Origin of the sequence: Micromonospora sp. NPDC049151, assembly GCF_040648395.1 — a bacterium.
Taxonomy (GTDB): Bacteria; Actinomycetota; Actinomycetes; order Mycobacteriales; family Micromonosporaceae; genus Micromonospora.
The window spans coordinates 189,960-211,318 of record NZ_JBEZDP010000002.1 but is presented as its reverse complement, the minus strand read 5'-3'; the positions used below and the strand labels follow the sequence as shown (position 1 = coordinate 211,318).

Genomic DNA, 21,359 nt, shown 5'->3' with positions numbered 1-21,359 from the left:
CGAGGTGTCCATGACCGACCTGCCGACCCGCTTCGTGCTGTTCCCCGGGCGGCATCACCTGCTGACCCGGTTCCAGGCCGACTACCTGAGCCGGCTCGCCGGTGACGAGGCCACAGTGGTCTGGGCGGTGACGTCGGCCAACCACGAGAACACCCGTCGCAATCCCGTCGCGTACCACAGGCGGGAGGCCGCGATCGAGCGGTTCAGCGTGCTGACCGGGCTGCGCTCGCTGGCCGTGCCGATCTTCGACACCGCGTACACGGACGCGTTCGCGGAGGTGACGCTCAAGAGCATCGCGGTGGCCACCGGCATCGACCTCGTCCCGGCCGACACGGTGGTGGCCTGCTCCACCCCGGAGGTCGCCGAGCTGTACGAGCGGCTCGGCTTCCCGATCGCGCCGGTCGAGGCCGACCCGGACCTGCCGGAGACGCCCGAACGGCCGTGGGACGTGCTGCTGCGCCTGGCCGCCGGCGACGAGACCTGGCGTACGCTCACCCACCCGGCGACGATCGACGTGTTCGAGCGCTACCGGCTGGTCGAGGCGATCCGGTCGGTGGTGAACGACCCGCTGGTCGGGGACGAGGGCGGCCTCACCGTGACCCGCGACTACCGGACGTACGTGGAGGCGTTCGCCTCGGCCGCGCACCGCAAGTGGGACTCGGTGCGCCGGTACGTGCAGCCCGGCCGCATCGTGGACATCGGCTGCGGCGCGGGCTCGGTGCTGGAACTGGCCGACCGGGAGGCCGCGCTGCGGGAGAGCGACCTGATCGGCGTGGAGGTGGCCCGCCACCTCTACCAGGAGTGCCTGCACAAGAAGGCGCAGGGCGTGTTCCGCAACGCCAACGTCTACTTCTTCCAGCGCAACGTGCTCGGCGGCGCGGTGTTCAAGGACCGCTCGGTGGACACCACACTCACCTTCGCGCTCACCCACGAGATCTGGTCGTACGGGCGGCAGCGGGAGTCGCTGCTGGAGTTCGCCCGCCGCATCCACGACCACACCGCACCCGGCGGCGTGTGGATCAACAGCGACGTGTGCGGACCCGACGACGGCGGCCGGCCGGTGATCCTGCGGCTCGCCACCGACGACGGGGACAACCCGGCGACACCGCGCCGGGATCTCGCCGACCTGTCCTCGGCCGAGGTCAGGCGGTACGTCTCCGGACTGTCGACGCGGGCGCGGCTGGACCAGTTCGCCGTGGACTTCGCGTTCGGCCTCGCCTACGAGCCGCTGGCCGGCGGCGCGGTCCGCATCGCCCTGGGCGCGGCGATGGACTACCTGACCCGCAAGGACTACACCGACAACTGGCTGTCGGAGACGAGGGAGCAGTTCTGCGGCCTCAGCTTCGCCGACTGGACCGGCCTGCTCACCGAGGTGGGTTTCGAGATCGGCCCGGCCTCGGCCCCGGTCCGCAACGACTGGGTGATCGACAACCGGATCGCGCCGGTCGCGTCGCTGACCGACCTGGACGGCCGGCCGCTGGACTGGCCGACCACCCACGTCCTCACCGTCGCCCACCGCCCGCGCAACGCCTGATCCACCGGCGTCGCCGGAACCGGCCGTGGTGCGGCCGGGCCGGCGGGCGCCGGGGTACTGGTGCTCTGCGGTCCCCGGCTCAGCGGACCTTCTTCGTCGGCCGTTTACGAGGCGGCGTCAACAACTCGGCGATCGCCGAGATCGCGGACGGGACCAGGCGGTAGTACGCCCACACACCCCGCTTCTCCCGCTCGATCAGGCCCGCCTCGGTGAGGATCCGGAGGTGATGGCTGACCGTCGGCTGGGAGAGACCGAGCGGCGCGGTGAGGTCGCTGACGGACGCCTCGCCGTCCGGAGCGGATTGGATCAGGCTGAGCAGGCGTAGCCGGGCCGGATCGGCGAACGCCTTCAGCACTCCCGCGAGCCGTTCGGCGTCGGCGCGCTTGATCGGCTCACCGGCGAGCGGCGAGATGGCAGGGGTGGCAGTCTTCGCAGTTCCCACGCCTGCATCGTTGCACCAACTCCGGCCGCGTGCCGGTGCAACCAGGACCGGACCACCGTCAGTGCGACGCCGGCGGGTGACCGTACGGGCGGTGTCAGGCATCGGGGCGCAGCTCGGCGAGCAACCGTTCCACCCTGGTGCGGATCTCGTCCCGGATGGGACGCACCGCGTCGACGCCCTTGCCTGCGGGGTCGTCGAGCTTCCAGTCCTCGTACCGCTTGCCGGGGAAGACGGGGCAGGCGTCACCGCAGCCCATGGTGACGATGACGTCCGAGGACTCCGCCGTCTCGTACCGGAGGAGCCGGGGGGTCTGACCGGTGATGTCGATGCCGACCTCCCGCATGGCCTCGACGGCGGCAGGGTTGACCCGGTCGGCGGGTGCGCTGCCGGCGGACCGGACCTCGACGGTGTCGCCGGCGAGGTGGCGCAGCCACCCGGCGGCCATCTGGGACCGGCCGGCGTTGTGCACGCAGACGAACAGGACGCTGGGCTTGCCGCTCATCGGGCCTCCGTATGTCATGGCCGGGTTCCCGGCGTGGCGAACAGGCGGGTGCGGGCCCACAGCGACACGTAGACCAGGCCGACGAGAACCGGGACCTCGATCAGCGGGCCGACGACACCGGCGAGAGCCTGGCCGGAGGCGATCCCGAAGGTGCCGATCGCGACCGCGATGGCCAGTTCGAAGTTGTTGCCCGCGGCGGTGAACGCCAGCGTGGTGGTGCGTTCGTAGTTCAGGCCGATGGCCCGGCCGAGCAGGTAGGAGCCGGCCCACATGAGGGCGAAGTAGGCCAGCAGCGGCAGGGCGATGCGGGCCACGTCGACCGGCCGGTCGGTGATGGCCTCGCCCTGCAGAGCGAACAGAACGACGATGGTGAACAGCAGCCCGTACAGTGCGACGGGCCCGACCCGGGGCAGGAATCGCCGCTCGTACCAGTCGCGGCCCCTGGCGCGCTCGCCGAGGCGGCGGGAGAGATAGCCGGCGAGCAGTGGGATGCCGAGGAAGACGAGCACGTTGCCGGCGATGTCCCAGCCGGAGACCTCCAGCGCGGCGCCGTCCAGACCGAGCCAGCCCGGCAGCACGGACAGGTAGAACCAGCCGAGCAGGCCGAAGGCGAGGACCTGGAACACCGAGTTGATGGCCACGAGGACCGCTGCCGCCTCCCGGTCGCCGCAGGCCAGGTCATTCCAGATGATGACCATCGCGATGCAGCGGGCCAGGCCGACGATGATCAGACCGGTGCGGTACTCCGGCTGGTCGGCCAGGAACACCCAGGCCAAGGCGAACATGAGTGCGGGACCGACGATCCAGTTGAGGATCAGCGACGAGACCAGGAGACGCCGGTCGCCGGTGACGGTGTCGAGGCGGTCGTAGCGGACCTTGGCCAGCACCGGATACATCATGATCAGCAGGCCGAGGGCGATGGGCAGGGAGATGCCGCCGACCTTGACGGCGTCGAGAGCGTCGTCCAGGCCGGGAACGATCCGGCCGAGCAGCAGGCCGGCGACCATGGCCAGGCCGATCCAGACCGGCAGTAACCGGTCCAGGCGCGACAGGCGTGCCGCCACCGGCGGGGCGTGGCCGGCCCCGGTGAGGGTGCTCATGGGTACTCCTGTGGGTGTCGGCGCCACAGCGGCTACCGCTGCGCCGCGGCGGCCGGATCGATCGACAGCAGGCCGGCGAGCTGGCGCAGGATCTGCGGCCGTGGGCGGTAGTAGACCCAGGTGCCCCGCCGCTCGGCGTCGACCAGGCCCGCCTCGCGCAACGTCCGGAGATGGTGGGAGATCGTCGGCCCGGTCAGGTCGAACGCCGGTGTCAGGTCGCACACGCACACCTCGCCGGCCTCGGCGGAGGCGATCATCGACATCAGCTGCAGCCGTACCGGGTCGCCGAGGGCCTTGAAGGCGGGTGCGAGGACCGCAGCCGTCTCGGCCGGGACCCGGCGCTGCGCCAGTGAGGGGCAGCACGACGGGTCGGCGTCGAGGTCGACGAAGGGGATCGGCGGCTGCTGATTCGACATGCCTCTAGGTTGACAGGTATCTAATCAACGTGCAAGCCCCCCGGCCGTGCCCCGCCGCCTCGCCGTCACCGTCGCACACCTCGCCCGCTAGCGGGCGAGCAGCGTCCGCAGCGCCTCGGCCAGGCCGGTGCCCGAGGTGACCGGGCGGGTGAAGGGCAGCCGGGTGTCGGCGTGACCGTCCGCCCGCTCCGCGCGCAGCACGATGCCGCCGGTGTCGAGCGCGACCGGGACGATCCGGGTCGCGCCGGTGCTGACGGCGGGGTCGACGAGCGCGGCGAGCCGGTCGAGGACGTCGCCGTGGCAGCGGGCCAGGTGCGCGAGGTGGGCGGCCTCGTCGACGGCGATCGGGTCCGGCCGGGCGGCGAGGTACGCGCCGGGGTCCACCGCGACGGGAGCGGCGGCCCGGTCGAGGACGATCTCGTCCGGCTCGATCGCCCACAACGCCACCGGGGGCAGGTCGAGCAGCGACATGACGGTGACCGGATCGCAGGCGTCGAGGACTGCCGGGTCGAAGCGGCGGACGGTGCCGAGGACCCGCAGCCGGGCCCGCACCCGGGAGCGTACGGCGACCGGGGCGAGGTCGGTCACGTCGAGGCGTACCGCGCCGCCGTGGCCGCGCGCGGCGACCAGCAGGCCACCGGTGCGGCTCATCGCGTCGACAGCCAGGACGATCGTGCCGTCGGGGAGGACGACGTGGGCGCGGAGGAGATCGGCTGTGGTGTCGCCGAGCGTGAGCCGCAGCGAGGAGGCGGCGCTCAGCACGCACCGGGCGGCGACGGCGTCGCGAGGCGTGGCGGTGACCGCCGACGGCCCCACGATGAGCGGGGCGACGCCGGCCGGCAGGGCCGGGCGCCCGGCGGGGTGCAACGCCATGTCTGTCTCCTCGGCCGGGAAGGGTGATGTCGGCCCAGGTCAGACGGTAGTAGGTAAGGCTTACCTGTGCAACGGCGGGTCGGGTGCCGCACACGCGGTACGGGTCACGACGGTGACCGTCGTGACCCGTACGAGCGCGGTGTCCGGATTCGTCAGGCGGGCTGGTAGGTCAGGCAGTCGCTGACCGTGGCGCCCGGCCCGACCGTGATCGACTCGGCCGTGCACGCGAGGTTGGTGTTGAACACGCACTCGGCCCGCGCGCACGCGCCCACCGCGCCGGTGACCTCAGCGATCCCGCCGCTGAGCGACGACTCGACGAAGGTCGCGCAGGAGGCCGCGTCGGCGGACGCCGCGACGGTGATCGCGGGAGCGTGACAGCCGTTGTCGTTGAAGCTGCACGCGGTGGCGGCGCACTCACGTACCGGCGGAGACTGCAACAGCGTCTTCATGGTGCCTCCAAGTCATGCGGGCCGGCGGAACGGAAAGGCCGGCCTCGTGGTGCTCGAACGCCATCTGGTATTTGCCGAGCGGCCGGTTCGCAAACCCGTCGGCCGCCAGTTCGGACATGCTCACCCTAACAACGGAATACGGGGCCGGTGGCGGTTAACCGCCGTTTCCGTGTGGTGTCCGGGCTCGGCGAAGATGAGCCTTGCCTTCGTTAGGGAAGGCTTTGATTCCTCGCGCGTGCTGCTGCCCTTTACCGATCCGCTCCCGGCCTGGTCAGGTGCGCGGGAATCGGCACCCGGCACCGGTGCGGAATCGCCCGGGATCGGAAAGCGGAACTGCACGGCCCGCCGGTCAGCGGGCCCGGGACGGAGGCAGTTCCGGGGCGTTCGGCACACCGATACCGTGGTCGCGCGCCCGGGCTATCGCCTCGGCGCGGCTGCCGAGGCGGAGTTTCACCAGAATGGCGGAGACGTTGTTGCGCACCGTCTTGGCGCTCAGCCCGAGCCGGTGTGCGATGAGCGGGTTCGACAGGCCCCGGGCGAGCAGGTCCAGCACCTCACGTTCCCGTTCGGTCAGCTCTGGGAACGGGCCGTCGGCGCGGGCGCCCAGCAGGGCGGCCGCGCGGTCGGCGAGCGGACCGCCGAGGACCAGATCCCCGCCGGCCACGCCCCTGATGCCCCGTTCCACGTCCGCGGCCGACGCACCCTTGAGCACGTAACCACGCGCTCCGGCACGTACCGCGGCGACGAGTGAGGCGTCGTCGTTGAGCATGGTCACCACCAGCACCCGGACCTCCGGATGCGCCCGGCTCAGCGCGCGGGTGGCCTCGATCCCGGATCCCTGACCGAGATGCAGGTCCATCAGCACCACGTCGGGCCGGGCCCGGTCGACGAGCGTCCCGGCCCCGGTCGCGTCGGCGGCCTCGCCGACGCACTCGATGCCGTCGAGGGTGTCCAGCAGCGCGCTCATGCCGAGCCGGAAGACCGGGTGGTCGTCCACCACGACGACGCGGATCGGGCGGTCGGTCACCGGCGCTCCAGGGGGACGGTCAGGCAGACGGTGGTGCCACGGGAGGCGGCCGGTCCGACGGTCAGCGTCGCGCCGACCGCCTGTGCGCGTTCCCGCATGGCGTGCAGGCCCACGCCCGGGCGGACCGGCCCGGCGGCCACCCCCCGGCCCTCGTCGGTGACGGTGACCCGGAGCAGATCCGGCCGCCGGTCCAGCGACACGGTGCAGGTGTCCACACCGGCGTGCCGGTGCACGTTGCGCACCGCCTCGGCGGTGACGCCGTACGCGGCGGTGGCGACCGGCTCCGGCAGCGGGTCCAGCGAGGCGGGAGCCCGCATCACGATCCGCAGCCCGGCCCGCGCGTACTGCGCGCGCAGCACGTCCAGGGCGGGGCGCAGCCCGCCGTCGGCGAGCACCGGAGGCAGCAGTCCGTGTGCCATCTCCCGCACCTCCGCCGCCCGGGCGGTCAGCTCCTCGGTCAACCGGTCCAGCAGCTCCTCGGCCCGGTCCGGGTCGCGGCGCAGCAGGTTGCGGGTGGCCGCCAGGCCCAGTCCGATGCCGCTGAGCGCCGGCCCGAGGCCGTCGTGCAGGTCCCGGCGCAGGGAGCGGCGCTCCTCGTCGCGTACCTCCGCCAGCCGTTGCCGCGACCGGGCCAGATCCCGGTTGGTGCCGACCAGCTCCACCATCGCGGCGACCACCGGGGCGAGCACGGCGAGCGCCTCGCCGGCCCGCTCGTCGAGCAGCTCGCCGGGCCGGGGCCAGGCGTGCAGGTGGCCGACGAGCCGGTCGCCCCGCAGCAGCGGCACGGTGACCGGCGGGCCGCCCTCACGCGGCGGCGGCTGCGCCTCGTCCTCGGTGATCAGCACGTCGGCCAGCCGTAGCGCGGTGGCCACCGCCGCGCCGATGTCGCTCGTGCTGCCGCCGCTGCGCACCACCCGGTGCAGCAGGAGTTCGGGCGCCTCACCGTGCACGAGGCCGTCCACCCGTCGCTGCACGAGCGCGCGGACCGGCTGGAACGCGGCCGCGATCGCGCCGGTGACCAGCAGCTGCGGCAGCGGCACGGCCCGCGGCAGCAGCCGGTCGAGCAACGCGACCGCCACGCAGTAGGCGGCGATCACCATGGCGGTCATCAGGTACCAGACCAGGGTGCGCCGCACGGCCAGCCGCATTCCCCACAACTGCTGGCGCAGCACCACCACTGCCACCGCGGCGGGGAAGAACGCCTGGGAGGCGAGCATCAGCAGCGCGGGCGCGGTCGGCGGCGCCACCGCCGGCGGCAGGAGCGTGGTCAGGAAGGCCAGGGTGAGCAGCGCGCTGCCCGCGGTCACCCAGCCGAGGCCGTTGCGCCGTGTGGGCTCCCCGCGCCGCCACCGCCACGCGACGCCGGCGGCGGCCAGCACGCCGAGCACGACCAGCGCGTACGGCAGCACGGGCGACAGCTGTCGCAGCAGCGCGGCGCGTGCCTCGCGCAGTTCCGGCGTCAGCGGCACCACGCCCACCGGAGGCGGCGCGGTGACGAGGACGGCCACCGTCAGCGCCACGTACCCGAGGCCGGCCGCGACGGCGATCCGCTCGAGCCGGCCGGGTGGCCGCTCCGGCAGCAGCCAGGGCATGACCACGACGAGCGAGTAGAGGCCCGGCACCCAGGCCCAGTGGTGCAGGGCGGTCAACAGCGCGGGCCCGCCGACGGCGAGCTGCCACTGGCCGCAGCACGCGGCGAGCGCGCCGCCGAGCGCTGTCGCGGTGGCGATCCACCCCGGAAGCCGGCCGCCGCTGCGCCGGCGACTCAGGATCAGCCACGCCACCGCGCCGTAGACGACGCCGTCGAGCAGGTCGACGAGCGAGTAGAGCTGCGTGGCGGTGAACGGGGGAGTCGCCACCGCCCAGCCGGCGACCGCGCCGAGGGTGAGCACGCCGGTGGCGGCGAGGACCGCCCAGGCCACCGCCCTCCGGGTACGGAAGTCGTCACGCATGTCGGGTCCACTGTGTCAGGACGCACGGCGCCGGGGACCACCTGAACGGCGTGAGCCGGATGGCAGGCCGGGCGGGGGTGTCCCGGCGGCCGGGGGCGGATGTCCCGGCCGGGACGGGACCGGGGATCGGCCGTGCGGCGTGGTGGCGGCGTCCCGGGCCGGACGGGATCGGCGTCCCTGGCGGACCGGGACGCCTCGCCGCTTGACTGCCCGGCATGACCGAAACCACGCCGGACCACATCCCGGCCCACGTCAAGAATTCCTACGTCAACTGCTCCGAGTACACCCGGGCGCCCCGGCTCACCCCGCCGCCCACCGACGGCCGCGTCGACGCCGTGGTGCTGGCACTACGGCCGTCCGCGCCGGCCGCTCCGTCCGTCGAGGCCACCCGGTGACCGTGGCCGCCGCGCCGGGCCTGCTCCCCGTCTGGCGGGAGTGGCTCGCCGAGAACCTGGCGATGGGAGTCGCCGCCGGGCAGGCCCGGGCGGCGGCCGTGGCCGGCGGCGCGGACGCCGACGCCGTCGACGCCGAGCTGGCGGCGCTCGCCGACCATCCGTACTTCGCCGTCTGCCGGCGGCTCGCGCTGCGCTACGACTGGATGGAGTCGGTGCTGGACACCTACCGGGTGCTGCGCGACGACGACGGGGGCCGCGTCCTGGAGCGCCGGGCCGACATCACCGCCGAGGAGTTCTTCGGCCGTTACTACTACGGCAACCGGCCGGTCGTGCTCGACGGCCTGATGGCGGACTGGCCGGCGCTGGACTGGACACTGGACCGGATGGCCCGGAGCTGCCCGGACGCGGTCGTCGAGGTGATGACCGGCCGGGAGGCGAACCCCGACCACGCCTGGCAGTACGACAGGCACCGCACCACCATGGCCTTCGTCGACTACCTGGCGATGCTCGGCTCCGGCGCGCGGACGAACGACTACTACATGGTGCCCCGCAACGAGAACTGGAACGGGGCGCTGCGGGCGCTCGCCGCCGACGTGCGGCCGCCCGCGCACCTCGTCGACCCGGCCGGCGGCGGCCACCTGCTGCTGGGACCGGCGGGCACCGTGACGCCGCTGCACGTGGACAACAGCACGGTGCTGCTCTGCCAGGTGCTCGGCCGCAAGCACGTCCGGCTGGTGCCGTCGTACCAGCGGCATCTGGTCCACCCCCGCGGCGGGACGTTCAGCGCGGTGGACGCGGCGCGGCCGGACTTCGACCGCCATCCCCGGTACGCCGAGGCGACGGTGCTGGAGACCGTGCTCGAACCGGGGCAGATGCTGCTGGTGCCGGTCGGGTGGTGGCACTGGGTGCACGCGCTCGATCTCAGCGCCACCGTCACGTTCCACCACTTCCGGGTGCCCGGCCAGAATCACCGGATGGCCACGCCGCCGGCGGCCCGCGCCGACGGGTGAGGACCGGGGGCGTGCCGGCCGGGCTCCCCGCGTACTCGACGGGACCGGCCGGTGCTCGCTGACGACGACGCGCGGCGGGAGGCAGGATGGCACCCGGACGGCCGCCGGCCGGACGGAGGTGGAGGTGGCGTGGTCGCGGGATGGCACGGCTGGTTCGGCACGATCACCGGGGTCGTGCTCGTCACGGTGGCCGCGTTGCCGGCCGCCGCGCTCGCGGTGTGGCTCCTGGCCCGCCGGCGCGGCGCCGGGGCGGCGGTATGGCGCAGGTCGGTGGCCGAGGTGGGCATCGTCTACGGGACCGCGCCCTGGGTCTGGATGATCATGCTGCCGGGGGAGCGGGCCGGTGCCGTCCCCGGCCGGGTGAGCCTGGTGCCGCTGCGGGACCTGCTCACCGTCCTCGCGAGCGGGCCGCTGACGGTGACGGTCCAGATCGTCGGCAACCTGCTGGTCTTCGCGGCGCTCGGGTTCTTCGCCCCGCTGCGGTTCGCGGCGCTGGCATCGGTGCCGCGGATCCTGGCGCTCGCCGCCGGCTGCTCGGTAGTGGTCGAGGTGGCGCAGTACGTCCTGCGGCTGGACCGGGTCTCCTCGGTCGACGACGTCCTGCTCAACGCCGCCGGGGCCGGGCTGGCCGCGCTGGCGTCACGCCGCTGGTGGCGAGAGCCGGCCGAGGCGCCGGCCGCGATCGGCGCCGGTCCGCCGATCGGCTCACGGTCCGGGTAGTACGACGGCACGATGGGCCGGGCCTGCCGGCCCGGCCCATCGCGGCGCACGCGTCAGGTCGACGCGCTCACCGTCCGGTCAGCTCAGCTTCTTCGCCGAAGCGGTGGTGGCGCCGTCGTGCTCGTACGAGACGAGCAGCGAGGTGCCGGCCGGAAGCGACCCGGTCACCGGCAGGACGAGCGTGCCCTCCTTGCGCAGGTCGGCCTTGGCCTGCGCCACGACCCGGGTGCCGTCCCAGACGAAGGCCCGGGCGGTGCCCGCCTTCTTCACCTGGAGCTGGACCGACACCTTGTTCGCGGTGTGGGTGACCTTCTTGATCTTCACGGTGTCGTCCGGCAGCTTGGCGTAGCCGCCGGGCGCCACCCCGTCCGAGACGGACTGCAGGAGGGTCTGCGGCGAGTCGACACTCAGCGCCGCGGTGTCCGGCATGATCGGAGCCTTCGGCGCCGACGGCTTCGCCGCCAGGTCCGGCAGCGTCGCGTTGCCCCAGCGCCACGGGTCGGCCCGTACGCCGCTCCAGGTCGACCAGCCGACCCGGGTCTGCGCGGTCAGGTCCTGCGTGTCCGAGTCGTTGACCAGGATGTTCAGGCCCATCCGGTTCGGGTCGATGGTGTCCGGCAGCACGCTGAACGGGATCTTGACCTCGATCCGGTACCCCGTGTACGGGTTGCTGGTCACGACGGAGGCGATCTCCACACCCGGCGCGGTCTCCGGGCCGCCCTGGTGGTTGTCCCGCTCCCGGGCGAAGCACGGCGGGTTCCCGTTGGCCGGGTCGTTCGTGGCCGGGAAGAGCGCCATGTTGAACACGGTGGAGGTGTTCGCCGAGTTGCCGCGCGGGTCGATGCCGAACTCGATGTTGTCGTTACGCCGCGGACGCTTGCAGTCCTCCGGCGGCAGGACGGTGCCGAGCACGTCGTCGGTGATGGTGAAGAGGGCGTACAGGGCGTCGTCGGTGTGGGTCAGCTGGGCGGTGCCGGAGATGTCCGACGCCGGGGCGGCGGTGCCCTCCCAGCGGGTGGAGATGTCGATGACCTCGCCGGTGTACTCGTGGTCGTGGGCGTGCCCGTCCACAGTCGGCGCGGTGGTGGCCTTCGGGATCGTGGTGACCGGGACCAGGTTGAACGCGCCGGGCTCGCTGGCGCTGCCCCCGGTGTAGCTGGTCTCGATCTGCACCCGGTAGGCGCCGTTGTCCGGCGCCCGGTTGGCCGTCGGCAGCGACGTGTCGGTGTTGGTGACGGTGAACGTCACCGAGGTGCTGGCGCCCGGCTGCAGCCCGCTGTACGGCACCTGCTGCTCGGCCACCGAGAAGCCGGCGGGGACGTTCAGCTTGACCGCGCCGGACTCGACGCGGGTGCCGTGGTTGGTCAGGTTGACCTTGACGCTGCGGGTGCCACCGCTGGGGATGTTCAGCAGGGACTCGATGAGCGCGTCGAGCTGCTGGGTCTTGTTCCGCACGGCCCACGCGCGGAAGTCGGCGATCTCCTCCAGCGGCTCCAGCGTGCCGCGCACCGGCGCGGTGCCCTGAACCCGGGCGCTGCTGGTGCCGCTGCCGTCCTTCTTGCTGGTCAGCGTGGCGTCGAGCTTGAAGCGGGTGCCCACCTCGACCTGCGCGGGCGGCGTGACGGTGAAGGTCTTCACGACCTGCTTACGCGGGGTCAGCGTGCCGACCTCGCCGTTGCCGCTGACCGTCCAGCCGGCCGGCACGTTCAGGGTGACCTTGGCGCCCGGGATGGCCTTCTCGGCGTACAGGACGGTGTCCACCTTGATGGGCTGGCCCGCGACGGCCTCCCAGGTGCGCGGACGCACATGGACCTCGGTGCCCAGCGGCAGGCCGCCCGGGGCGCGCACGGTGGCGCCCTGGAGCGCGCCCGTGCCGGCGCCGACGTTCGGGTCCGGGTACGGGGTGCGGGTGTCGATCAGCGTCAGCCGGTTGCAGCCGATGGCGTCGGGGTTGGTGGTCGGGAAGGAGCTGTTGCCCCAGCCCTGCGACACGTACTCCCGGCGGGCCCAGGTCTGGACCGTGTTCCACCGGTTGCCGTCGTGGCGCGCCGACTCGTAGCCCTGCCAGGTGCCGAAGACGACGTTGCTGGCCTCGGCCGGCGTGAACGTGGTCTCGCAGGCGGGGCCGTTGCTGGCGGTGCCGCTGCCGCCGGTCTGGAAGATGCGGGAGACCCGCCAGGGCGCGAGGCCCTCCTTCTTGATCTGGTCCGGGAACGCCTTCGGGTCGGCCGCCGCGTAGAAGGCCTCCACGGCCAGCATGGCCGCCTTCTGGTGGTTGCCGTGGTTGCCCTGCGTCGCCGACGGGTTCATCGTGAGGATGACCTCGGGCTTGGTGGTCCGCAGGACCCGCACGATCCGGGACAGCGTCTCCTGGTGGCCCCAGACCTCCTCGGTCAGCGGGGCGCTGGCGGTGTACCAGAAGTCGAGCGCGTCCAGGTTGTAGATGTGCTCGACGCCGGCCCAGCCGACGGCCTTGCGCTCCTCGGCCTCCCGCAGGATGCCGAGCTCCGGGCCCTCTTCGAGACCGGTGGCGTTGCCGCCGCCCTCGCCGCGGGTGGTGGTGATGACGCCCGCCTTCATGCCGTGATACTCGTTCCAGTATCCGAGCATGCCGAGCTGGCCGGCCTCGTCGTCCGGGTGGGCGCCGATGAACATGATGTCCAGGTCGACGGGCTTGTCGGACTTCTTCGGTGCTGCGTTCTGGGGGTTGGCCTGGGCCGGAGTGGCCAGGCCCAACGACAGCAGACCGCACATGGCGATCGCCGCGCTGGTGCGCCATCTCATGGGCATACCTCTTCGTCTCGAAGCGGGAGTGCTGCGGCTGGGGGACGGTCACGGACCCGGCGCGGGCCGGCTGACCCGGTGGCTCGCGTCGGGTCCGTGACACGGACAGCTGTCCACTGAGGACCACGCGTCCTCACTGGTCGTGGTGCTCGACAACGGGATGGTGGTTACGCGCACCGTCACGGCGTGAGCGGTGCAGACGGTGGGAACGGGTCGATCCACCGGAAGGCCTTCGGGCCGTAACCTAGGGATCTTGCGGAGGTGTCGTCAATAGCCCTCGCCGACTTTCTTCCTTATTCGAAGAAACGATCCGCCCAGCTCAGCGGTCTGTGTGTCGAAGCGGCAGCAGGCGCGGGAAATACTTTGTCCGGGTTTGCGGGGCCAATGTGGACGCGAGGGCCCAATTTTGCGCGCCATGTCGGGGTGGCCCCGGCCCGCCCGGCTTGCGGCTTCCCAAAAATTTCCTGGTCGGAGCGTCGAGATCATCTCGTTACTTGACGCCACACTTTTTTCTCACTAGGAAGAAAGCGTGTCTGACAAAGCCCCGACCAGCCCGGTCAGCCGTGAGCGGTCCCGTGAGATCAAGCGTCTCTCGGTGATCTTGGCCGCCCGGCAGGCCCGACGGCTGTCCCGGGTGGACCTCGCCGAGATGACCGGCCTCTCGGCGGCCACCGTGACCGCGCTCGTGCGGGAGCTGGTCGCCGAGGGCTACCTCATCGAACGCGGCCCTGGCGCGCCCACCACCGGCCGGCCCCGGGAGATGCTCGAGTTCAACCCCCGCGCCGAGCTCGTCGCGGCGGTGTCGCTGGAGCCGCCCCGGATCAGCTGCGAGATCGCCGACAGCGAGGGCGCGGTCATCGCGCACCGCGTCGCGCGTCTCGGCGCGGACGTGGTGGAGACCGTCTGCGAGTTCGTGCTCGACCTGGTCGGCGACAACCTGCCGTCGCTTCGCGGCGTCGCGATCGCGGTGCCCGGGGTGTCCAGCAACGGCGCGGTACGCCTCGCGCCGTCGGTCGGACTGGTCGAGGCGTGGCCGATCGGCGAGTCGGTGCAGCGGCGGCTCGGCGTACCGGTGGTCGTCGACAACGACGTCAACCTCATGGCCGCCGGCGAGTGCGTCGCCGGCGCCGGCGCGGACGTGGCCAACCTGCTGCTGATCCACGTTGCCGACGGCATCGGCGCCGGGCTCGTGCTCGACGGCAAGGTCCGCCGCGGCGCCAGCGGGGCCGCGGGCGAGGTCGGCTTCCTGCCGCTGGGCGGCGCGACCGAGCGCCGCTACACCGGTGTGGGCGAGTTCGAGGCCCAGTGGTCGGTGAACGCCATAGCGGAGCGGGTGGTCGCGCTCAACCCGGGCCGCCGGCCCGAGTCGCCGGTGCGGGAGCTGAGCCGGCTCGCCGCGACCTCGGCGCCGGCCCGCGACTACCTCGACGAGGTGCTCGGCGCCTGGGCCGGGCTCATCCTCTCCTGTGCCTGCGTGGTCGATCCGGGGCTGGTGCTGCTCAGCGGCGCCGCCGCGGAACTCGACGACGCGGCCCTGGACCAGCTCCAGGCCCTCGTCTCCGCCCGGACGCCGGCCCCCACCGAGGTGCGCCGCGCCACCCTGGGCGACCAGGCCGTGCTGCACGGAGCGATCAGCTACGCGCTCTCGGCCGCGGTGCCCCGACCCTCGCTTCCCTGACCACCACCCGACCCCGGCCCCCGACTACCCCTGACCCCGGCCCCGACACCACACCCACCCCATCGTCACCGCCGTCCTCGCGGCGACCGCGTCCGTACGCCGGACGGCCGGTCGCGGCGCGATGCGGCACACCCCGGTCCCGGGACGGGATCGCACACCGACTTTCCCCGCTTCCGATAGTTCCCCCGCAAAATGGAGGTACCAATGAAACGTCGTTTGGCCCTGGCCGTCGCGTTCAGCGCACTGCTTGCCGTCAGCGCGTGCGGCAGCAGCGACGACGACAAGGACACCGGCTCCTCCGGCTCCGCGTCGGCCGAGAAGGTCGTCATCTACAGCGCCCGCGACAAGTCGGTCACCGACTACGTCGTCGAGCAGTTCACGGCCAAGAACCCCGAGTACAAGGGCAAGGTCGAGGTGCTCAACATGGGCGCCCAGGAGGTGCTCGAGCGGGTCCGCGCCGAGAAGGCCAACCCGCAGGCGTCGGTCTGGTGGGGCGGCACCCAGCAGGGCCTCGCCGCCGGCGCGTCGGAGGGCCTGCTGGAGTCCTGGCAGCCGTCCTTCGCCTCGAAGATCGACGCGCGGTACAAGGACGCCGAGGGCCGCTGGTTCGGCGAGATCCTGCTGCCCGAGGTCATCATGTACAACAACAAGGCGCTGACCCCGGAGACCGCGCCGAAGGACTGGGACGACCTGGTCGACCCGAAGTGGAAAGACAAGATCATCATCCGGGACGTGGCCGCCTCCGGCACCATGCGCTCGATCTACGCCTCGATGATCCAGCGCTTCACGGCCGACGGGTCCAACCCGCAGCCCGGCTACGACTGGCTGCGCAAGCTCGACGCCAACACCGTCGAGTACGCCGCCAACCCCAGCGACCTCTACCTGAAGATGTCGCGTGAGCAGGGCGTGGTCAGCGCCTGGAACCTCCAGGACATCCTGCTGCAGGCCAACGAGAAGATGCCCTTCGGCTACGTGATGCCGGCCTCCGGCGCGCCGGTGCTCGTCGACGGCGTCGCGGCGGTCAAGGGCGGCAACAGCGAGGGCGCGAAGAAGTTCCTCGAGTTCCTGTTCGACGACTCGCTGCGGGCCAGCCTGGCCAAGGACTACTTCCAGATCCCCGCCGTCGACATCGCCGAGAAGCCCGAGTGGCTGACCAAGCTCGACCTCAAGCCGATGGACGTCGACTGGAACGTGATCGGCAAGAACGAGACCGCCTGGATCACCCACTGGAACGCCCAGATCAAGGGTAAGGGCTAAGACGCTCGGAACCGGGCCGTGCCTCGGCACGGCCCGGCTTCGTCCTGGAAGGACCCACGAAATGATCGATGTCCGACTGACGGCGGTCAGTAAGCGCTTCGCCAAGTCGAGCGACTCCGCGGCGGTCGATGACGTCACCGTCACCATCGGAGCCGGCGAGTTCTTCACGCTGCTCGGACCGAGCGGTTGTGGCAAGACGACGACGCTGCGCATGGTGGCCGGCTTCTACTTCCCGACGTCCGGTCACATCCACTTCGGCGACGACGACGTCACCCACTGGACGCCGAACAAGCGGGACACCGGCATGGTGTTCCAGAACTACGCCCTGTTCCCGCACATGACTGTGGCGCAGAACGTCGCGTACGGGCTCAAGGTCCGCCGGGTCTCCCGCGCCGAGCAGGCCCGCCGGGTCACCGAGGCGCTCGCCCAGGTGCACCTCGCCGGGTACGGCGACCGTCGCATCGACGCGCTCTCCGGCGGCCAGCAGCAGCGCGTCGCGCTGGCGCGGGCCCTGGTCATCCGTCCCCGCACCATGCTGCTCGACGAGCCGCTGTCGAACCTCGACGCGAAGCTGCGCGAGGAGACCCGCGCCGAGATCCGGCGCATCCAGCGGGAGAGCGGCACCACCTCGATCTACGTCACGCACGACCAGGCCGAGGCGATGGCGATGTCGGACCGGATCGCCGTGATGGAGTCCGGCCGGGTCCAGCAGGTCGGCACCCCGCACGAGGTCTACTACCAGCCCGCGAACGCGTTCGTGGCCCGGTTCATCGGACGCAGCAACGTGCTGAGCCTGCCGGTGACCGGCGCGACGGAGCAGCGCGTCCGGGTACGCCTGCCCGGCGGCGCCACCATCGAGATCGGCGCGCCCACCGGACACGGTCTCGCCGAGGGCGACACCGCGCTGGTCTCCGCGCGCCCCGAGCACATCGCGCTCGGCGGCGACGACGAGACTGCGGCCATGCGCGGCCGGGTCAGCCACGTCGAGTTCACCGGCATGGCCACCCACGTGACTGTCGACGTCGACGGCGACGACGTGATGGCCGCCCTGGTCGACGCGCCCGCCGGCATCGCGCTCGGCGACGTCGTGGGCCTGCGGCTCACACCGGAGCGGCTCTGGGTGGTCAAGCCGTGACCGCTGCGACCCCGACCGCCCCCGGCTGGGCGGCGGCCCTCGGCCGGCGCCTGGCCGGCGGGGCGAACTCCCGATGGTTCCCCTACCTGCTGGTGCTGCCGCTGGTCCTGGTGCTCTGGGGCTTCGTCGTCCAGCCGATGTTCGCCACCTTCCGGGAGAGCGTCAGCGCCAACGGCAGCGACAACTACCTCCAGTTCCTCTCCTCCTCCGGGGTGGCCCGCGAGTCGCTGTTCACCTCGCTGTTCATCTCGGCCGCGAGCGTGCTGCTCTGCGGCGTCGTCGGCGTGGCGATGGCGTTCCTGCTCAAGCGGTTCCACTTCCGCGGCCGGCGGCTCATCGAGGCGTTCATCCTGGTGCCGGCGGCGCTGCCGCCGCTGATCGGCGCCGTGTCCTTCCAGTTGCTCTACAGCAACATCGGCATCGTGCCGCGCGGCCTCCAGGCGCTGCTCGGCACCGACAAGCCGGTCCTTGCCTTCGACGGCATCGCCGGCGTGCTGGTGGTGCACACGTTCACCATGTACCCGTTCTTCTTCCTGGCCGCCTCGGCGGCGCTGGCCGGCATGGACCCGTCGGTCGAGGAGGCGGCGTACAACCTCGGCGCGGGCCGGGTACGCGTGTGGCGCACCGTCCTGCTGCCGATGCTCACCCCGGCGCTGATCTCGGCGTCGCTGCTGGTCTTCATGACGTCGCTGGCGTCCTACACCGCGCCGCTGCTGTTCAACGTCAGCCAGACCATGACGATGCAGATCTACATCAACCGCACCAACGGCGACCTGCCGATGGCCTCCGCGTACGCCTCCGTGCTCGGCATCGTCTCGATCATCTTCCTGCTGAGCATGCGCTGGTACGAGGGGCGGCGTAACTACCAGTCCCAGTCCAAGGGCGTCTCGGCGGTCCGGCGGGAGATCACCAACCCGATCGGCCGCTGGCTGGCCCCGCTCGCCTCGGTGCTGGCCACGCTGGTCCTGCTCGCCCCGGTCGGCGCGATCGCGCTCGTCGCGTTCTCCGAGGACCGGTCCTGGACCACCGAGGTGCTGCCGCCGACGTACACCTTCGAGAACTTCGTCACCATCTTCACCGACCCCAAGGCGTTCCAGCCGATCCTCAACTCGGTGCAGATGAGCCTCCTCGCGGTCGTGGGCTGCGTGGTCATCGGCGTGCTCGTCGCGTACGCGGTGCGGCGGCTGACGTTCGTCGGGCGCGGCCTGCTCGACGTGGCCGTGATGATCGCCTGGGCGCTGCCCGGCACCGTCGTGGCGATCAACCTGATCTCGGCGTTCAGCACCGGCAACGCCTTCAGCTTCGGGCAGGTGCTGGTCGGCACGTTCTGGATCCTGCCGCTTGCCTACTTCGTGCGGTTCCTGCCGATCGTGTTCCGGTCCAGCTCCGCGACGCTGGCGCTGATCGACCCGTCGCTGGAGGACGCGGCGCGCAACCTGGGCGCCTCCTGGCTGCGCGCGTTCTACACGATCACCGTGCGGCTGATGCTGCCCGGCGTGCTCGCCGGCGCGTTGCTGGCGTTCGTGCACGGTGTCGGCGAGTTCGTCGCCTCGGTGCTCATCTACACCTCGTCGACGGTGCCGATCTCGGTCGCCATCAACAACCGGATGTACAGCTTCGAGCTGGGCACCGCGGCCGCCTACGGCATGCTCCAGGTGCTGCTCATCTTCGTGGTGATGTGGTTCTCCGGGCGGCTGGAGAGCAGCCGCACCGCGACCCGGAGGGCCGAGCAGTGGACGAACTGATCGAGCGGTGGCGGACCGGGGGAGGGCTGCTCCCGGTCACCCGGGTGCCCGGGCACGCGTTCGCCGCCGTGACCGAGGCGGCCGACCTGGCGGTGCTGCCGGTCGGCGCGGTCGAGTGGCACGGTCCGCACCTGCCGATCGGCACCGACCTGATCCTGGCCGAGGGCTTCGCCGGGGAACTGGCCACCGGGTCCGCCCGGGCGGTGCTGTTCCCGGCCACGCCGTACGCCGCCTGCCCGGGCCAGACCCGGCAGTGGCCGGGCACCGTGGCGCTGCGGCCGGAGATCGCCGTCGGCTACCTCGCCGACGTGCTCGCCGGCATCGTCGAGGCGGGCTTCACCCGGGTGCTCGTGGTCAACGGGCACGACGCCAACATGTCCACCGTCCGCGCCGCGATGGAGTGGGTGTCCGGGCGGCACCGGGCCAGCATGATGCTGGTGAACTGGTTCCAGCTCGTCGGCCCGGACGAGACCACCGAGATGTTCGGTGAGCTGCCGGCCCGGGGACACGGCGGCGCGTACGAGAGCTCCGCGGTGCTCGGCTTCGACCCGGACGCGGTGCGCCTGGACGCGGCGCCGGACCTGCCGCCGAAACCGAAACTGCCCACCCCGTACCCGTACGTGCTGGTGGAGTCGCGGCCGGATCCCTGGCAGGGCTGGTCGGGCCACGTCTCGCTGGCCGGCCGGGAGGCCGGCGACCGGATCCGCGTCACCGCCGGCACCCGCCTGCGCCAGCTGGTCGAGGCGTGGCTGGCCGCGCCGCTGCCCGGGCCGCCCGGCGCCGACCGGCCGGACCGGACGACCGGATGACCACGCGCGGCACGCCGCACGACAACGCACCACCTCGGGAGGCCACCATGAGCCCGTCACTGACCGTCTACCAACAGCACCATCTGCGCGTCGTGTTCGACCACCACGTCGCCCACCTCTACCCGGCGATGGTCACGGCCAGCAAGGCCCACGTCGTGATGCTCGCCGAGCAGGGACTGATCTCCGACGAGGCCGCCGCGACGATGCTGCGAGGCCTGGTCGCCCTCACCGGCGACCGGCCGGAGGAACTGGAGTACGACGGCAGCGTCGAGGACGTCTACTACACGCTGGAGAAGCGGCTCGCCGCCGCGGCCGGCATCGAGGTGTCGCAACTGAGCGTGCAGCTCGCGCGCAGCCGCAACGACCTCGACGCCGGCGTGTTCCGGATGGTGCTGCGCGACCAGCTGCTCCAGGTGCTCGACGCGCTGCTGGCCACCGGCCGTACCGTGCTGGACCGCGCGGACCGGCACGCCGACGTGGTGATCACCGGCTACACGCACCGCCGCCCGGCCCAGCCGACCAGCATCGGGCACGTCTTCGCCGGCTACGCCGAGGCGCTCGCCGGTGAGGCCGCCGCGTACGCCGACCTGCTGGACGAGATGAACCGCTCGCCGCTGGGCTCCTGCGCGTTCGCCGGCACCGACCTGGACATCTCGCCCCGCCGACTGGCCGACCTGCTCGGCTTCGACCAGCTCATCGTCAACTCGTACGAGGCGGTGGCCGGCGCGGACCACCTCGTCCGGGTCGCCACGCTCAACGCGCAGGCGCTCGCCACCGGCGCCCGGCTGGCCCGCACGCTGATGGACTGGCTGAGCTGGGGCTGGGTGGTCACGCCCGGCGAGTTCACCCAGGGCAGCAGCATCATGCCGCAGAAGCGCAACCCGGTGGTGCTGGAGCACCTCGTCTCGATGGCGGGCGCCTCGGCGGCCGACGCGGCGAGCGTGCTGAACAACGTCGGCGCGGCCTGGTGGGAGGACTCCAACAACGCCACCACCGACGTGCAGGCCCGGCTCTGGGACGGCGACGACCGGGCGTACCGGTTCTTCTCGCTGCTCGGCGGCCTGATCGAGAAGCTTGACCCGCTGCGCCCGCCGTCCGGTGAGGAGATCGTGGCCTCCGGCGCCACCACCACCGCGGCGGCCGACGCGCTGGCCCGCCACGGCGTGCCGTTCCGGGGCGCCCACTCGCTGCTCGGCCGGCTGGTACGCGGCGGCGCTCCGGCCACCTGGACCGGGGAGCTGGTCCGGTCCACCGCGGCCGACCTCGGCCTGACGCTCGACGGCGCCGCGGTACGGGACCTGCTGGCCGCCGCCGTCCGCCCCGAACTCGTGCTGCGCCGGGCCCAGGCCGACGGGCCCGGCGAGACGGCCGTCCGGGACCAGGTCGGACGACTGTCTACAATGCTCGACGCGGTGCAGGAGCGGGCGCAGGCGTTGCGCGACCGGCTGACCCGTGCCGACGCGGCTCTCGCCGAGGCGGTCGCGGCGAGGGCAGGCCAGTGACGGGCCGGCCGACGCCGCTGGCCGTGGTC

The 21,359-nt window shown here is 72.3% G+C and carries 19 protein-coding genes; 10 read left to right on the top strand and 9 right to left on the bottom strand.

The window, feature by feature from the left end; all coding sequences use genetic code 11:
* Positions 1-10: 10 nt before the first annotated feature.
* Entirely contained in the window at positions 11-1,534 is a 1,524-nt protein-coding gene (locus AB0B20_RS03935; protein ID WP_357467882.1) for a class I SAM-dependent methyltransferase, read from the top strand.
* Between the two features lie 79 nt (positions 1,535-1,613).
* Here AB0B20_RS03935 and AB0B20_RS03930 read toward each other — a convergent pair whose 3' ends face one another.
* The 8 genes from AB0B20_RS03930 to AB0B20_RS03895 all read right to left on the bottom strand — a co-directional run bounded on the left by AB0B20_RS03930 (position 1,614) and on the right by AB0B20_RS03895 (position 8,295).
* Complete coding sequence (locus AB0B20_RS03930) at positions 1,614-1,976, bottom strand: metalloregulator ArsR/SmtB family transcription factor (protein WP_357382801.1); 363 nt, start codon at positions 1,974-1,976, stop codon at positions 1,614-1,616.
* 94 nt (positions 1,977-2,070) lie between these two features.
* The gene (locus AB0B20_RS03925; protein WP_357382803.1) at positions 2,071-2,478 is read right to left on the bottom strand and encodes an arsenate reductase ArsC; all 408 of its coding nucleotides are present in this window, start codon (positions 2,476-2,478) and stop codon (positions 2,071-2,073) included.
* 14 nt (positions 2,479-2,492) lie between these two features.
* Complete coding sequence (gene arsB / locus AB0B20_RS03920; RefSeq protein WP_357382805.1) at positions 2,493-3,578, bottom strand: ACR3 family arsenite efflux transporter; 1,086 nt, start codon at positions 3,576-3,578, stop codon at positions 2,493-2,495.
* A 32-nt stretch (positions 3,579-3,610) separates the two neighbouring features.
* Complete coding sequence (locus tag AB0B20_RS03915; protein ID WP_357382808.1) at positions 3,611-3,994, bottom strand: metalloregulator ArsR/SmtB family transcription factor; 384 nt, start codon at positions 3,992-3,994, stop codon at positions 3,611-3,613.
* Between the two features lie 87 nt (positions 3,995-4,081).
* The gene (locus AB0B20_RS03910) at positions 4,082-4,867 is read right to left on the bottom strand and encodes a DUF2470 domain-containing protein (RefSeq protein WP_357467876.1); all 786 of its coding nucleotides are present in this window, start codon (positions 4,865-4,867) and stop codon (positions 4,082-4,084) included.
* Between the two features lie 152 nt (positions 4,868-5,019).
* Complete coding sequence (locus AB0B20_RS03905) at positions 5,020-5,316, bottom strand: DUF1540 domain-containing protein (protein WP_013286940.1); 297 nt, start codon at positions 5,314-5,316, stop codon at positions 5,020-5,022.
* A 349-nt stretch (positions 5,317-5,665) separates the two neighbouring features.
* Entirely contained in the window at positions 5,666-6,343 is a 678-nt protein-coding gene (locus tag AB0B20_RS03900; protein ID WP_357382813.1) for a response regulator transcription factor, read from the bottom strand.
* Positions 6,340-8,295 (bottom strand): sensor histidine kinase, encoded by a 1,956-nt coding sequence (locus AB0B20_RS03895; protein ID WP_357467871.1) that lies wholly within the window; start codon positions 8,293-8,295, stop codon positions 6,340-6,342. The genes AB0B20_RS03900 and AB0B20_RS03895 overlap by 4 nt, the downstream gene beginning before the upstream one ends.
* 215 nt (positions 8,296-8,510) lie before the next feature.
* Here AB0B20_RS03895 and AB0B20_RS03890 point away from each other — a divergent pair, with 215 nt between their 5' ends.
* The 3 genes from AB0B20_RS03890 to AB0B20_RS03880 all read left to right on the top strand — a co-directional run bounded on the left by AB0B20_RS03890 (position 8,511) and on the right by AB0B20_RS03880 (position 10,420).
* Positions 8,511-8,690: a hypothetical protein gene (locus AB0B20_RS03890; RefSeq protein ID WP_357382817.1), complete on the top strand. Its 180-nt coding sequence runs from the start codon at positions 8,511-8,513 to the stop codon at positions 8,688-8,690.
* Positions 8,687-9,700, top strand: a complete 1,014-nt coding sequence (locus tag AB0B20_RS03885; RefSeq protein ID WP_357382819.1) for a cupin-like domain-containing protein — start codon at positions 8,687-8,689, stop codon at positions 9,698-9,700. The genes AB0B20_RS03890 and AB0B20_RS03885 overlap by 4 nt, the downstream gene beginning before the upstream one ends.
* Positions 9,701-9,829: 129 nt before the next feature.
* Entirely contained in the window at positions 9,830-10,420 is a 591-nt protein-coding gene (locus tag AB0B20_RS03880) for a VanZ family protein (RefSeq protein ID WP_357382821.1), read from the top strand.
* A 78-nt stretch (positions 10,421-10,498) separates the two neighbouring features.
* Here AB0B20_RS03880 and AB0B20_RS03875 read toward each other — a convergent pair whose 3' ends face one another.
* Positions 10,499-13,204: a sugar-binding protein gene (locus tag AB0B20_RS03875; RefSeq protein WP_357467864.1), complete on the bottom strand. Its 2,706-nt coding sequence runs from the start codon at positions 13,202-13,204 to the stop codon at positions 10,499-10,501.
* 529 nt (positions 13,205-13,733) lie between these two features.
* On the opposite strand from AB0B20_RS03875, the gene AB0B20_RS03870 reads away from it, so the two are divergent.
* The 6 genes from AB0B20_RS03870 to AB0B20_RS03845 all read left to right on the top strand — a co-directional run bounded on the left by AB0B20_RS03870 (position 13,734) and on the right by AB0B20_RS03845 (position 21,330).
* Complete coding sequence (locus AB0B20_RS03870; RefSeq protein ID WP_357382825.1) at positions 13,734-14,882, top strand: ROK family transcriptional regulator; 1,149 nt, start codon at positions 13,734-13,736, stop codon at positions 14,880-14,882.
* A gap of 204 nt (positions 14,883-15,086) precedes the next feature.
* A complete protein-coding gene (locus AB0B20_RS03865; protein ID WP_357382827.1) occupies positions 15,087-16,139 on the top strand; it encodes an extracellular solute-binding protein in 1,053 nt (350 codons plus the stop codon).
* Positions 16,140-16,200: 61 nt separating this feature from the next.
* Positions 16,201-17,274 (top strand): ABC transporter ATP-binding protein, encoded by a 1,074-nt coding sequence (locus AB0B20_RS03860; RefSeq protein ID WP_357382829.1) that lies wholly within the window; start codon positions 16,201-16,203, stop codon positions 17,272-17,274.
* A complete protein-coding gene (locus tag AB0B20_RS03855) occupies positions 17,271-19,019 on the top strand; it encodes an iron ABC transporter permease (protein WP_357382831.1) in 1,749 nt (582 codons plus the stop codon). The genes AB0B20_RS03860 and AB0B20_RS03855 overlap by 4 nt, the downstream gene beginning before the upstream one ends.
* A complete protein-coding gene (locus tag AB0B20_RS03850; protein ID WP_357382833.1) occupies positions 19,007-19,828 on the top strand; it encodes a creatininase family protein in 822 nt (273 codons plus the stop codon). The genes AB0B20_RS03855 and AB0B20_RS03850 overlap by 13 nt, the downstream gene beginning before the upstream one ends.
* Before the next feature lie 47 nt (positions 19,829-19,875).
* Positions 19,876-21,330, top strand: coding sequence for a lyase family protein (locus AB0B20_RS03845; RefSeq protein WP_357467857.1), 1,455 nt, complete (start codon positions 19,876-19,878; stop codon positions 21,328-21,330).
* The last annotated feature ends 29 nt before the right edge of the window (positions 21,331-21,359 follow it).